This is a genomic window from Pseudoalteromonas sp. SR45-4 (assembly GCF_014163535.1).
GTDB lineage: Bacteria > Pseudomonadota > Gammaproteobacteria > Enterobacterales > Alteromonadaceae > Pseudoalteromonas > Pseudoalteromonas nigrifaciens.
The window spans coordinates 1-13961 of the sequence record NZ_JACJDO010000064.1; the positions used below are offsets into that span (position 1 = coordinate 1).

Annotated in this window: 11 protein-coding genes and 2 pseudogenes; 5 read left to right on the forward strand and 8 right to left on the reverse strand. The window is 39.2% G+C overall.

Annotated elements, in window-relative coordinates; translation table 11 throughout:
* Positions 1-256: 256 nt before the first annotated feature.
* Positions 257-826: pseudogene (locus tag H5058_RS17435) on the forward strand (LysR family transcriptional regulator); the annotation flags it as partial.
* Here H5058_RS17435 and H5058_RS17440 read toward each other — a convergent pair.
* Complete coding sequence (locus H5058_RS17440) at positions 762-1574, reverse strand: hypothetical protein (protein ID WP_182679240.1); 813 nt, start codon at positions 1572-1574, stop codon at positions 762-764. The pseudogene H5058_RS17435 and the gene H5058_RS17440 sit on opposite strands and share 65 nt — an antisense overlap.
* A 256-nt stretch (positions 1575-1830) precedes the next feature.
* Between H5058_RS17440 and H5058_RS17445 the strand changes: the two genes are divergently transcribed.
* From H5058_RS17445 to H5058_RS17455, 3 genes are read left to right on the forward strand one after another with little or no spacing between them, the layout of a single operon-like run.
* Entirely contained in the window at positions 1831-2406 is a 576-nt protein-coding gene (locus H5058_RS17445; RefSeq protein ID WP_011328501.1) for an RNA polymerase sigma factor, read from the forward strand.
* Complete coding sequence (locus H5058_RS17450; protein WP_011328500.1) at positions 2403-3479, forward strand: FecR family protein; 1077 nt, start codon at positions 2403-2405, stop codon at positions 3477-3479. The genes H5058_RS17445 and H5058_RS17450 overlap by 4 nt, the downstream gene beginning before the upstream one ends.
* A gap of 45 nt (positions 3480-3524) precedes the next feature.
* Positions 3525-6524, forward strand: coding sequence for a TonB-dependent siderophore receptor (locus H5058_RS17455; RefSeq protein ID WP_259398648.1), 3000 nt, complete (start codon positions 3525-3527; stop codon positions 6522-6524).
* A gap of 120 nt (positions 6525-6644) precedes the next feature.
* Here the strand turns inward: H5058_RS17455 and H5058_RS17460 are convergent, their stop codons facing one another.
* The 6 genes from H5058_RS17460 to H5058_RS17485 form a co-directional block, all read right to left on the reverse strand.
* Positions 6645-7088 carry a PA2169 family four-helix-bundle protein gene (locus H5058_RS17460; RefSeq protein WP_011328498.1) on the reverse strand — a complete coding sequence of 148 codons (444 nt, stop codon included), beginning with the start codon at positions 7086-7088 and terminating at the stop codon, positions 6645-6647.
* 173 nt (positions 7089-7261) lie between these two features.
* Positions 7262-8200 carry a LysR family transcriptional regulator gene (locus H5058_RS17465; protein ID WP_011328497.1) on the reverse strand — a complete coding sequence of 313 codons (939 nt, stop codon included), beginning with the start codon at positions 8198-8200 and terminating at the stop codon, positions 7262-7264.
* A 17-nt stretch (positions 8201-8217) separates the two neighbouring features.
* On the reverse strand, positions 8218-9933 hold the full coding sequence (aceK, locus tag H5058_RS17470) for a bifunctional isocitrate dehydrogenase kinase/phosphatase (RefSeq protein ID WP_182679246.1): 1716 nt from the start codon (positions 9931-9933) through the stop codon (positions 8218-8220).
* 110 nt (positions 9934-10043) lie between these two features.
* On the reverse strand, positions 10044-10523 hold the full coding sequence (locus tag H5058_RS17475) for a hypothetical protein (RefSeq protein WP_089368448.1): 480 nt from the start codon (positions 10521-10523) through the stop codon (positions 10044-10046).
* Positions 10524-10623: 100 nt separating this feature from the next.
* Complete coding sequence (locus H5058_RS17480; RefSeq protein WP_182679242.1) at positions 10624-12117, reverse strand: DUF3413 domain-containing protein; 1494 nt, start codon at positions 12115-12117, stop codon at positions 10624-10626.
* Between the two features lie 5 nt (positions 12118-12122).
* On the reverse strand, positions 12123-12335 hold the full coding sequence (locus H5058_RS17485) for a DUF1414 domain-containing protein (RefSeq protein WP_011328493.1): 213 nt from the start codon (positions 12333-12335) through the stop codon (positions 12123-12125).
* 62 nt (positions 12336-12397) lie between these two features.
* On the opposite strand from H5058_RS17485, the gene yejK reads away from it, so the two are divergent.
* Positions 12398-13414, forward strand: coding sequence for a nucleoid-associated protein YejK (gene yejK, locus H5058_RS17490; RefSeq protein ID WP_011328492.1), 1017 nt, complete (start codon positions 12398-12400; stop codon positions 13412-13414).
* Positions 13415-13493: 79 nt separating this feature from the next.
* On the opposite strand, the pseudogene H5058_RS17495 reads toward yejK, so the two are convergent.
* Positions 13494-13961, reverse strand: a pseudogene (locus tag H5058_RS17495) (ribonuclease E); the annotation flags it as partial.

Genomic DNA, 13961 nt, shown 5'->3' on the forward strand with positions numbered 1-13961 from the left:
CTCAAAAATGCCTTGCCAGTGTTTTATTTTTTGCTGTTTATTCATAATTACCTCAGGTTAATATGCTGAGTAAATTATGCATAGGTAGCATTAATATTGGTATGTGGGTTTAATTGCGCGCTTACTTTTAAACTCATATATAACCTCAATAATTAAGTTACGTTAGATTATATAGTTTTAGTTATTTAAATATAGATTGCAAAAGTGAAAGCTTCATTCGAAAATATTAAACATTGAAAACCCAAAGTAGCTTTTTATGTATAACATAAGTGATTTAGAAACTTTTATAGCCGTAGTAGAGAATAAAGGTGTACTTGCCGCTGCGCGCGAGCAAGGTTTATCGCCAGCAACAGTGAGCCATCGCCTTAGTAAATTAGAGCGAGAGTTGTCTACTGTTTTAGTCTTTAGGGATAGTCGACGAGTACGTTTATCGCCTGCAGGAGAGGTGTTTTACACGCGTGTGGGCGCTATTATTGAGGCACTGCACGATGCAGAGCATAGTATAGGTGCTCGCAGCTCAACTGTGAGTGGGTTGCTAAGGGTAACTATGCCACCGTGGATTTTTTCTAAGTATGTTATGCCTAAGCTCAGCGAGTTTGAAAGTGAATATCCTCAATTAAAACTCGACTTTTTAATTACGGACCACTTTATTAATGTGGTTGATGATGCTCAAGATGTGGCTATAAGAGTAGGGCAGTTAAACGACTCTGGCATGTTGTCGCGTAAAATAGTCAATAATAGCCGTGTGTTATGTGCAGCGCCTACCTATATAAATAAACAGGGTATGCCAAGTAATTTAACCGAGCTTGCGGCGCATTATTGGGTATTTTGTTAACTTGGTTCCAGTTGTTGTTATATACATATTCAACGCCAAAACGTACCCCTTGATGCAGGTAACTTAGCGCTGCATTGAAACGCTCTGCAGTATGATTTTTCTCGGCCTCGTCTTTATCAAGTGCGCGTGTACCTTGATAGGCACCTAAAGCAAAATCAAATTGTTTATTTATATGCCACACAGCCGATACTTCTAAATCAATTCGATCGCCCACAGTTGGCTTTTGAAAACCACCCCCAGTAATAGCCGATACAGCATACGAAAAGTGCGCCGATTTATGGCCATAATGAATACCTAAATCGGTTGGACCGGCTAATTTGTTTTTTGGCGTTAAGCTCGGATCAACATAACGATACCCCACACGGCGTGCGATGTAATCAATCCATGGCAGTTCAGCAACACCAATTTTAAGCGTACTTCCTTGATTAAAATTGCGTTTTATATAAGCATGACGAAACCAAATGTCGGTAGGGTCTTGCTGGCGTTGCCACTGCACATCTGTGGTCACTGTTAATGACCAGTCATCATTAAATTGATGATCTAAATTAAGATAAAAGCGTTTTACATCAAGTTGCCAATCTTCGATATCTTGGTGCTGATCGTCAATTTGAATATTACTAAAATTAGCAAATACTTGGCTCGATAACGTGGTTTGCGATGCGCTCACCGGTGCACTAATAACAAGTAATCCACTTGTTGCTAATAGTACAGAAACACTTAACCTTGTTTTATTAAACACCACAAAACTCCCTTAGGTTACTTACATTCAAGCGTATAGCTTTTTAGTTGTTGCATCACGAACTTGCTAATACGTTATTTAGCTAAAGCATGACTTAGGTCAAAATGCAGGTTTATTACCGTTTTAATAACATATAAAGAGACTTTTAACGCAACGAAAAAATAACTGCAGATTAACAATTTGCCTTGTAATTAACGTTAAAATTAGTCATCTTAACAAACCTAGATTTATACAATAATAAGGGATGAAGTTAAGGATGGCGCGAGGACTCAAATTAGCCACTACATTTACAGAGTTATCGACTCATTTACGCCGCTTTGTTTCACGAATAGTGTTACCAGACGACGTAGAAGATATAGTGCAAGAAACCTTTATTAAAAGTTACGAGGCTGATTTGAAACAAGATATTCAATTTACGCGTAGCTATATGCTTAAAACAGCTAAACACCTTGCCCTTAATCATATAGCTAAATGGGATAATAAATTTAGCGACTCCCTTTGTGATGATCATGAATTACCAAAATTACTTAAATCAATACAACTAGAGGACGAGTACACCTCGAAAGAGCGTTTTTTATTGTTTTGTCGGGCAACAGAGCAACTAAGCTTGACGGTTCGTAAGTGTTTTATATTAAAAAAAGTGTACGGTATGAGCCAAAAAGAAATTGCCCAGCAACTACAGTTAAGTCAAAGCACAGTAGAAAAACATATTGCAAAAGGGTTACTACAAACCATGCTATACATGCGAGAGCATTCTCAGGATGAAAATGAGCAGTATAAAAAGCACGACACCGCTGCTCAAAAGCCAACTATAGTGAGTGTGGCAAAATGAGTAATATTCATCAATTTACACCAAAAGATTTAATTTTAGAAACAGCAGCTAATTGGATAAGCGCGATAGATCGCGGTTTAAACAAGGTTGAAAAAGAGCAATTTAAATTATGGATGCTGCAAAGTAATGCACACCAAGACGCCGTTTACGAACTCGCTAAGTTGTGGGACGAACTGAGTGTATTAAACGAGTTAAGCACTTTATTTCCGCATAAAAACAATACCGAGGAAAAAAGTAAATGGGTGTTTTCGTATGGTATCGCGGCCAGCTTATTTGCTGCGTTAATGATTTGCAGTTACTTATTGGTTAATTTAGAGACTGGTTATAACCAAGCCCTAGCGAAAGTTAATTATACTAAAATTTATAAAACCAAAGTGGGAGAGCAAGCCACTTACGTACTGCCCGATGGCACCATAGTGCAACTTAATACCAACAGCCTATTAGAGGTTGCCTATAGTAAAGGGCGCAGACAGTTATTACTGAGTAGAGGGGAAGGGCGTTTTAATGTTGCTAAAGATGCTACGCGGCCATTTAGTGTGATGGCAGGTGATAAAAGCTTTACAGCATTAGGTACTGTATTTAATGTGCAGCGCAATACCTCATCTCATTTAGAATTAGTGGTAACCGAAGGAAAAGTGATGATCACTGATCCGAGTGTAGCTGTTGATGCTAACGATTTTAAAGCGTATCAACTAGCCGATAACAGCACCCAAAAAATTAGAAAAATAAACGCAAATATTGTGCTCTCAGGCGAAAAAGCAATTATAGAAAAAAGTGTTACAGCGCCTATTAAACGCCTCTCTGCTGACGATGTGCAACGAGATTTAGCGTGGCAAAATGGCATGCTAATTTTTAACGGAGAACAATTAAGCGATGCCTTAAATGAAGTTAGCCGTTATACCGCTACTCGGTTTGAGCTTTCATCGGCAGAGCTTGCGAATATTAAAGTTGCAGGGGTATTTAAAGCGGGTGATGTTGCTGGGCTACTTGAAAGTTTAAAAACAAATTTTTCGATTGATCACGAACGCTTAGGTGAGCACGTAGTTAGCCTTAAACGTCAAACTAAGTCATAAATAGCAGCGCCTAAAATCATGCTAATGTTGAATTAAGTTGCAATTATGAACATGCAAAGTAAAAAATATATTAATAAAAAGAATGAAACCTATAGAGGATTTTTGTTTGCCAACTGTTTATATAAGTTGCGCAGTAACCAAACGCATTTATTGTGTAGTTTGAGTGTGCTTGCATCGGCTTTTTTTAGCTTGAATGTTTTAGCCACAGTAACTACCGGGCAAATGGTGCAATTTGATATAAAAGCGCAGCGAGCAGACAAAGCTTTAATAGAATTTGCTAAGCAAACTGAGCAAACCGTGGTGTTTTCTTATGAGTTAGCTAAACAATATAATGCAAATTCGCTTTATGGTTTTTATACCCAATTAGATGCACTGGAGGCACTGTTAGGTGACACTAAGCTCGATGCGGTTGTTGATCAAAATGGTTTACTGAGTATAAAACTCAAACAAATCAATAGGAAAAATAACAACATGATGAAGCTTTCAGGCGTTAGTGCAGCAATATTGCCTGCATTACTTGCTGCAAACACTCAGGGCGTTAATGCTGCTGAAGATGTTGCCCAAGAAAAAATAGAAAAAATTGCCATTGTCGGGAGTCGTGTAGCAGGTCGTTCAGTTGAAGATTTACCTGTTCCGGTTGATATTTTAAGTGCAGAAGCACTAGAGAATACAGGGCAAACAGAAGTGGGCAGAATGCTGCAGTCAATCGCGCCTTCGTTTAACTTTTCAAGCTCGTCAATTAGTGATGGCACCGACGCCCTTCGCCCAGCAACACTGCGTGGCTTAGGCCCAGATCAAACATTAGTACTTATTAACGGTAAGCGCCGCCACCAAGCCAGTATTATTCATATTAATACTTCGGTAGGTCGTGGTACAGCGGGTACCGATATGAATGCTATTCCGGCGTCGGCAATTAAGCGCATTGAAGTACTGCGTGACGGTGCTGCAGCGCAATATGGCTCAGATGCCATAGCGGGTGTTATTAATATAGTACTCAAAGATGGTAGCGAAGGTGGTAAAGCCGCAATTAACTATGGCCAATATTCAGAAGGCGATGGTGAAACGATAAACCTTGATTTTAATAAGGGTTTTGCTTTAGGTGATAAAGGTTACGTAAATACTACACTTAACTACCGTGATCGTGCGCCAACTAACCGTGCCGGTTTACATGGCTCTTGCCAATTTAATGGTTGTACAACACTTGATGACGGCACTTTAGTAGCGGGCGATCCGCGAGAGCTAACAGCCGACAGAGATACCTTTAGAATAGGCGATGCCGACTCACAACAATTTGGCTTAATTGTAAGCACAGGTTATGAGTTAGGTGATGGCGAACTATACGGTTTTATTACTTATTCAACGCGCGATAACGAGTCGGCAGCGTTTTTCAGGCACAATGCCAACGGTGGCGGTAATACGGTTTTACAAGATAACGATGCGACAATTCAGGCTGGCTTTTTGCCAAAAATTAACACTACTATCGACGATATTTCGTATAACTTTGGTTACAAAACGCAATTTGATAACGATGCTAGCTTAGACTTATCGTACACCTATGGTGAAAACAGTATTGATTACACTACCAGTAACACAATTAACGCCTCGTACGCTAACTTTTTACGCTACGACCAAGGCTTAAGTGCTGCTGATATTCGCGCCACTATTCCGCGTGAAGCCTATGCTTACGGTATGGAATTATCGCTACAAACGCTTAATTTAGATTTTACTCAAAATTTTGATGATTACTCACTCGCTATGGGCGCAGAAATTCGCACCGATGAGTATCGCATTTTAGAAGGCAGCGAATACGCATACCGAGATTACGACACTAATAACGGCGTAAGTATATACGACGGTTTAAGCGGTGGTGTTGGCAGCGAAGATGCTTCGGGCGGTACGCAAGGTTTTGGTGGTTCATCGCCAATGTCATCGGTTGATGAGTCGCGCGATGTGATTTCGTTCTACCTTGATGCTGAAACCTATATTATTGAAGACGTTATTTTATCGGGCGCACTGCGCTACGATAATTATAAAGGCTTTGGTGATACGGTTAACTTTAAACTAGCGGGTAACTGGTCGATTACTGACGATATATCACTGCGTGGTGCATTAAGCTCAGGTTTTAGAGCGCCGTCAATGCAGCAGCTGTATTTTAATAATATCAGTACTCAGTTTGTTGTTGATGATGTTACTGGCAACTTAGTTGCCGAAGAAGTCGGTACTTTTAGAAACGACTCAACATTAGCGCAAAGCTTAGGTATTCCAAAATTAACAGAAGAAAAGTCGCAAAACCGCAGCTTAGGTATAGTGTATAACGTAACAGACAACATTAACGTAACGCTCGATTATTACTCAATTGATATAGACGATCGTATAGTTATCAGTAATCGTTTAGATAAAGGGTTGTCGCCAAGTCTTGACGCTGCATTAATAAGCTCAGGTGCTGGTGCGGGTCAGTTCTTTTTAAATGGTGCTGATACAGAAACGCAAGGTATTGACTTTGTTGCTACCTGGAACACTGAAGGGTTAGGCGGTACGCTTGATTTTACCTTAGCAGCTAACTTTACTAAAACCGATGTGGTGTCGTTATTTACCCCGGCAGGTTCAGGTTTAGAAACAGTACCGGTTGAGGACGTGTTCTCTGACCAAGAAATTTCGATTATTGAAGAATGGCAACCAGAGGATCGCATTAACTTAAGTGCGCTTTATCAACGTGATGACTGGACAGTTAATTTGTCACTTAATCGCTTTGGTGAGTACACAGTAGAAGATGGCGGCCGCCAGACTTACGGTGCCGAAATATTAACTGATGTTAAAGTAAATTACTTTATAACTGAGAACTTATCGGTAAATATTGGCGCAAATAACTTATTTGATGTGTACCCAGATGAAAATACCATAGGTAATTCACGTACTGGTACTATTGTAGATGCCCAAGGCAATACCATTGTAAGCAGCCCAGGGGTATTTAAATACTCTCGCCGTTCAGCCCCATTTGGCTTTAACGGTGCGTATTACTACCTAGGTGCAGAATACCGCTTTTAATTATAGATACTCCCATTTTTATACTTAATATAAAGCCCAGCATTTAAGAATGCTGGGCTTTTTTAATTGTTTAACCTGAACTCAGCTTTAGGTAGAGTTATTATCCAGAATTTAGGCTACTTACTGCTTTTTCATTCGGCTCATTTCAGCATGACAGCTTTGCATTGTTAGTAATGCTTTAGCTAGTACAGCTTCGCAGTCTGCGGGTTGTGGTTTTTTCATTGCATCTTTAATTTCTTCGAGGGTTTTATCCTCAACTTCTTCTAGCTCTTTAATATACGTATCGTCGTTATTGCTGCTAAATTTAGTGATAAGCGCAGTGTAAGCACGGCGCGCTTCTACCGCAAATGATGAGCCATCCTCACGTTCGCCTTGTTCATTAACAGCAAAAGGTTGTAAGCGTTCAACGGTTACCTTACGTGCATCAATCATGCGCTGGAAAAGGGCGGCAACAGCGGGATCTTTTACGTTCTGTTGGGCTTTTTCGTAAAAATCTATACCACTATTCATTACTTGGATGATGTCAGAAATATGATTTACTTCATTACTTTGATGGGTGTTCATAATGACCTCTCTTATAAATGAAATTAAATGTTCATTTATATAAAAGCAAAGGTTGTTCCACTATAAATACTTTCGTAATCATTTGTTTTTATTGGTATAAATATATTTTTAGGATGATGTTTGCTTACTTGTTAGATTAAGTAAGCAAATTTTACAAAGCTTTTGTAACGGTATTACTTAAGTTCTTCAGCAACTTCGGCTACTTTTTGACGTAACCAAATATGACTAGCATCGCGATGTAACAGCGGGCTCCAAATCATATCTAACTCAAACGGTGGAATAGGAAAAGGAGGTTCTAATATTTTAAGACTAGGATCGTCTATATAAATGTTAGCTGCTTTGGAGGGCAATGTTGCTATTAAGTTTTGTACTTTGGCTAAATGTACTGCCACATGGTAGTTACGGGTAAAGGTGGCAATATTACGGTGTTTACCAAAATGAGCGAGTGCTTCATCAACCCAGCCGAGTTTTTGCACATCTTTAGGATCCATTCCTACGCCTACACCAAAACCGGTTTTACTTACCCAAATATGGCGTGCTTTTAAGTAGCTCTCTAGGCTAAAATTGTCAATAATCGGGTTATCGGATTTAACTAAACAGCAAAAACTGTCTTTCCAAATGCGCTTATGATGAAACGATTGCGGTAGGTTTTCAAAGCGATTGATTGCCATATCCACTTTGCCATTTTCCACATCATGAAAGGTCACATCACTAGGGGTGAGTATATCTAAGGTGGTGTCGGGGGCTTCTGCGTGTAATTTACTTAATAGCTTGGGCGCTAAGGTACTGGCCGCATAGTCACTGGCCATTATTCTAAATACGCGTTTACTTTGGCTTGCTTCAAACTCACGATTAGGCGCAAGTGTTTCCTCTAGGGTCATTAATATTCCGCGAATAACGGGTTGTAACTCTAACGCGCGCTCTGTGGGTACCATGCCATCGCTGGTGCGTACTAAAATAGGATCGTTAAATAAGTTACGAAGGCGCTTTAAGCCATTGCTCATGGCAGGTTGAGTAATACTTAACCGGTTTGCTGCGCGGGTAACATTACATTCGCGCAATAAAGTATCGAGATAAACCAGTAAATTTAAATCTATTTTACTTATATTCATTGTGTGTCCTTAACGCTTTACCAGTGATGGATAAAACGTTGTGCTGTCGGGTATGGATAAATATGACTAACCTGACCATTTTTAATATTTTGCTGTGCTTGCTTCCAAAAGTTAACATCAATAAGCTCTGGATGTGTGCTCATTAAAAACTGCTTGTAGATTGGGTTAGGCATTACAAAGGTGCAAAGTTGCTCAGGAAATACATCTTGCGGTGCAACCGAATAGCTTTGCTCATCCATTAAGTAGTCGTCATACGTTTTTGCTTTAGGCAGTGCTCTAAAATTCATGTCGGTTAAATATTGCACTTCATCGTAATCATAAAAAATAATACGTTTGTGTTTACTAACACCAAAGTTTTTTAACAGCATGTCGCCGGGAAATATATTAACAGCAATCATTTCTTTTAGTGCCTGGCCATACTCTTCAATCGCGTCGGCGGCACTGGCATCATCGGCATTTTCTAAAAATAGATTAAGCGGTGTCATGCGTCGCTCAATATATAAATGTTTGATAATAAGCCAGTCGCCTTCAATTACCATGGATGAGCCAATGGTTTGGTGTAACTGCTGCAACAAGTTACTATCAAACCGCGCTAAAGGAAATACGACGTTAGAATACTCTATGGTGTCGGCCATGCGGCCAACCCGATCGTGTTTCTTTACCAACTGATAGCGCTTTAACACGGTATCACGACCAAAAGGTTTACTTTCGCCAAATTTATCTTTAATAATTTTAAATACATAGCCGAATGAGGGCAGAGTAAATACCATCATCACCATGCCTGGTGTACCAGGGGCGATAGTAAATTCGTCATTAGAGTGAGTTAAATGATTTAAAAACTCACGGTAAAACTCGGTTTTACCTTGTTTATGAAAGCCAATAGCGTTGTAGAGCTCAGCTATGGTTTTATTGGGCATTAACTGGTTTAAAAATCGGACTAATGCGCAAGGCGCATGGGTTTCTACCATAAAGTAGGCACGCGCAAAGCCAAAAATAACTCGCATTTGCGACGATTTAGTCAGTAGTGCGTCTAGGTACAAGCCTTTATCTTCATGGTGCAGTACTGCAATAATAAACGGCTGTACGCCGCTTTGCGATACCACTCGCCCTACAATATAGGCGGCTTTGTTACGGTAAAATGGAGTGTGCAGTATATCAAAGCGCATTTGCCAGGCTTTATGGTGCGTATCGGGCGCTTGTTTATAAAATGCTTTTACCAGCAGTCGTATGTCTCGTTCTAAGTTTACAAAGGGGGCTTTAAAATCAAAGTGATTAATGATCTGTTTAATTGTGGGCTTTAGGCCGTCAACCACAGGAAAATAGCTGCGATACTCAGCTTCTACTGGCACTGCAGGCGCATCTTTTAGAGTGGCTTCTACAAAAATAAAGTCGTTATGAAAATAACGGCGATGATACAGGCGGCAAAATACCGAGTTATAAAAAGTTTCGGCAAGCTCAGCTTGAGGATGAAAACATAAAAAATGTTGATAGAGCTTTTTTACTTCTAGCCACAGCTGTTCGTCGAGTTGTTCGGTTTGTTGTTGTCGAAGTGTGGCGGTGGTTTCGTTAACCCGATCATCATAATGGCTAATACGTAATCGGCTTATATCATTAATTGCTTGCCAGTCTCTTTTAGCAAACGCCAGCGGTGCTTTTGCCGTGGTTTTTTGAAATAACAGGTAGTGCTTTTTAAAGCCCGTTAAAATTAATTCAGCAATATGACGAGGCTGCATCATTACTCCTTATTAGACGCTAGAGCTTATACTCTATCATTGTTAAGAGTATGTTATTCTCGATTTAAAACCAAGCTAAATTAAGATGTTATTTATTCATGAGATAAAGGTTACTGATAGTTGTCTATTTTTTTTTGTAATTTATTAATGCGCTTTTTTACCATATTAATTTGTGCTTTATAGTTTTTGTTAATTACTTTTTGTTTTTTAGCAATATCGGCGGCAATACGTTTTTTATCTTCCTTGGCTAAAATATGGTTAAGGCGCTGTTGCTGTTTATAATCAGCTTGGTCTTTTTTACGATCTAATATTGCTAACTTATGTTGATTACTGCGCAGCTCTGCCTGTAAGCCTGCTAGTAAGCTTTCGCGCTCCAGTTCGTTTAATTGCTTGGTGTAATCTACTTTAGGGCCTACTTGCTGATTTATTATGGTGTTAACTTTGTATACGGTGGCGTTGTTATCGCACGGGAATTGAGAAAAGGTGGTGCCTTCTTGTGTAACACACTTGTAGTAACTGGTTGCACTGAAACTGTTAAAGCTTAAGGTTGTAAGCAAGAGGAAAATAAAAATACAGTACAGCTTAATCATATTGGCTATCCCTAAGAGTGTTTTACTGCGTTAAATTAATAACGTTAAAGTAAAACTATAACCTAGCTTGGCGGTATAGCAAGCTAGGTTAATAATAGCCTTATTGAGTAAAGGTTTTTAACTTTTTGATACTGTGAACTAAAAATGGAATGTCTAAGCCTTGCTCAATAGAAAATCCTTCGGCGGCAGAAATATTTTTAAAGTCGCCATCAGGATCAATTAAGGTAATTCTATCCTTTTTATACGCTATAACCACGCCTTGAGAATAATTAACACCCATATTATCTTTTTTCTGGTGTAAGTTAACACCAAGCATAGTTTGCTCAGCAATAGCGTTGCAGTTTAAATACTGCCCAACAGCGGTCGCTATTATATCGCTAGGTTGAATAAGGCCATTAACGCGAGTGATCCGTTTATCTGAACTATAAAGCGTTGAGGTAATTACCACCTCTTTATTATTATCAGCCAAACTAAAAGCATAAACATGAGTATTTTTATCGCGAGGTGCTAAATCATCAGTGCCTTTAATAATTCTAATTGCACTATTAGTGTGGGTTTGATCGTTAATAAAATTTAACGCTGCAATACCCGTTACTTCAACACTGCGACGTTGGCTTTGCCATGCGGGTAATGTTTGCTCATTTATAATTGTAGATTTATAAAATGCTGGTAAACCATAAACTAAACTAAAGAGCATATCGTTATGATCGGTTGGTTGTAAAAACTGCTTAGTGCTATACAAGTTTTTATTACTGGCAAATTGAGCAAGCTGCTGCGCTGTTTCAAATACAAAAATATCAATTTTAGCCGGTGTGTAATCTTCGCATTTTGTCAGCGGAGTAGGCAATTGGTAGCTAATGTTTTGTTGATTAATTTGCACATTATGCGCTTGTTTATAGCTTTCTATGTCTAGTAGATCATTTTTAGCTAATAAACTTTTAGCCGTTGTAGGGTAAGAGAGTGGTAAAAAGTTATCTTGTTTAGTTACATCAAACTTTAAATTAGCGTCTGCCCAAATATGAATACTATGACTTAAAGCAAAACAAATCACTAAAAATGAACTCGCGTAGCGAGCAAACTTGAGCTGCTTTAAACGCGCTAAATTTTGCCAAGTAAAATTACTGACCGTTAACTGAAAACCTAAAATAACTAAAACTATGCCACCGGCTAAAATAGTTGTTAAAGCGGGTGAGCTGTTTAAGCGGTGCCATAAAAGCGAAATGATCTCAGGTAAAGCAGAACTACTTAAGTGATAACCTAAATTAAAATAAACATAAGCATCAAGTGTGAGTAAAGAGGCGCCAAAGGTAGCAATAACTGCAGCCATACCGCGAATATGGCGAGGGTATGGAAAAACTAAACTGAGCGGAAATACCGTCAGCACAAACGCTAAAAAGGCAATAAAGCTAGTATGGCTAAGCCAAGTAACTAGCATATAAGTAATACCCATAAAGCTTGTAGGTGGCGAGTCGGCAAACAAGTAGCTTAAGCTAATTAAGAGCGCTAAGCCAATATTGGCAAAGGTAAACCAATGCCCCCAACTTAGTAATTGACTCGCTTTTGATGAAAACTGATTGTGCTGCGATAAATTCATAGAGTTTATTTAACCGACTGTGCGAGAGCTTTAGCAAAGTTCTCGGTAACGGCTTGTCTTTTCCCTGTTGGTACATGCTCTTTTAAGATATGCGTGATAGAATTTCCTAAACACATAAGACTCAAATCAACCGGCGCATTGTGTTGAGTTAACACATCAATAAGCTGATCGACGATTTGTTCTACTTGTTCATTAGAGTATTTTGATAAGATTGGCATCAGTTGGTTCAATTTAATAGTTATATTCTCACATTTTAACACCAGAGGCGTGAAAAACAAAGATGGCAACAGACGTTAAAAAACTAGTCGTTCATTATGTAGACAAAAAAGACGGCGATACTCAAATTCATTTACGTAATGATGAAATGCTAATCAACGATAAAGTAGCTGTGTTTATTGAGCAATTGCATCATGCATATAATGGTAAGCCAGGTAAAGGCTTTTGCGCTTTTAGTGGCGATAAAAACAGCGTAGTTGCATCGGCAATGCAAAGTTACCGTAACAACGAACTTGGCTTTTGGCATATGACAGATCAAGCATCGAGTGTGTTAAAAGAGGAACTTGATAAATACGCATTTAATGAAACAGGTTATTTAGTGTTTTGTCATTATCAGTATGTGGCCACAGACTACATGCTGATTGCGATGATTAATATTAAAGAGCATTACTCAATTACTTCTGAGCTTGATTTAGCATCGTCACGTCATTTAGATATTTCGCGTATGCAATTAGCGGCACGAATCGATTTAACCGCTTGGGACACCCAAGCGCAAGACAATCGTTATATTTCATTTATTAAAGGCCGCGCAGGGCGCAAAGTTGCCGATTTCTTCTTAGACTTTTTAGGCTGTGAAGAAGGTATTGATCCTAAACAACAAAGCCAAGTAATGCTCAGTGCTGTAGAGGATTACTTATCAGAGCAACAATTTGATAAATCAGAAAAAGATGATTTACGTAAACAAGTATTTGATTACTGTAATGATTGTGTAACGACAGGTGAAGATGCCAACGTAAGTGAGCTTTCGGCAACACTTACAAAAGGCGATGACAGTCCGTTTGACAGCTTTTGCAAAGAGCAAAGTTACGATTTAGAAGAGTCATTCCCCGTTGATAAAAAAACAGTGGCAAGTATGGTTAAGTTCTCCGGTTTAGGTGGCGGTGTAAGTGTGAGCTTTGAGCGTAAACACTTAGGTGAACGTGTTACTTATAATGAAGCAACCGATACCTTAGTGATCAAAGGCATTCCGCCAAATTTAAAAGATCAGTTACAACGCTTCATGGAAAAAGAACAAGACTAATGCGATTGATATAAAGTTACAGGTACAAAAAAGCCCCGCTAGTTAATAATTAACTAGCGGGGCTTTTTAATGAGTATTGTTAATCAACACTCATTGTTTTAGTCATTGTAGAACTTGCACGACCAGCAGGTTTGATTGAACCCGCACGTAAACCACTGTCTGGCACTAGTTCACGTTTATCGTGAGCCATAGCAACAGATGTATGTTTTACTTCGCTATCAGCTACAGGGGTAGGCTGTGCCATTGGCGCACTTGCTGACCCTTGAGCTATCGCTGTTTTAACATGTGGTGCTGCAGTTACTACTGGAGTTTCAACTTTAGCTGGCTCTTCAGTTACCACTGGCGCTTCAACTTTAGTTGGCTCTTCAGTTACCACTGGAGTTTCAACTTTAGCTGGCTCTTCAGTTACTACTGGAGTTTCAACTTTAGCTGGCTCTTCAGTTACCACTGGAGTTTCAACTTTAGCTGGCTCTTCAGTTACCACTGGAGTTTCAACTTTAGCTGGCTCTTCAGTTACCACTGGAGTTTCAACTTTAGCTGGTTCTTC

Excerpts from the sequence above, each read along its gene's own strand:
- H5058_RS17445 (WP_011328501.1), top strand. The coding sequence starts at position 1,831 with ATGGCGCGAGGACTCAAATTAGCCACTACATTTACAGAGTTATCGACT.
- H5058_RS17450 (WP_011328500.1), top strand. The coding sequence starts at position 2,403 with ATGAGTAATATTCATCAATTTACACCAAAAGATTTAATTTTAGAAACA.
- H5058_RS17455 (WP_259398648.1), top strand. The coding sequence starts at position 3,525 with ATGAACATGCAAAGTAAAAAATATATTAATAAAAAGAATGAAACCTAT.
- H5058_RS17460 (WP_011328498.1), bottom strand. The coding sequence starts at position 7,088 with ATGAACACCCATCAAAGTAATGAAGTAAATCATATTTCTGACATCATC.
- H5058_RS17465 (WP_011328497.1), bottom strand. The coding sequence starts at position 8,200 with ATGAATATAAGTAAAATAGATTTAAATTTACTGGTTTATCTCGATACT.
- aceK (WP_182679246.1), bottom strand. The coding sequence starts at position 9,933 with ATGCAGCCTCGTCATATTGCTGAATTAATTTTAACGGGCTTTAAAAAG.
- H5058_RS17475 (WP_089368448.1), bottom strand. The coding sequence starts at position 10,523 with ATGATTAAGCTGTACTGTATTTTTATTTTCCTCTTGCTTACAACCTTA.
- H5058_RS17480 (WP_182679242.1), bottom strand. The coding sequence starts at position 12,117 with ATGAATTTATCGCAGCACAATCAGTTTTCATCAAAAGCGAGTCAATTA.
- H5058_RS17485 (WP_011328493.1), bottom strand. The coding sequence starts at position 12,335 with ATGCCAATCTTATCAAAATACTCTAATGAACAAGTAGAACAAATCGTC.
- yejK (WP_011328492.1), top strand. The coding sequence starts at position 12,398 with ATGGCAACAGACGTTAAAAAACTAGTCGTTCATTATGTAGACAAAAAA.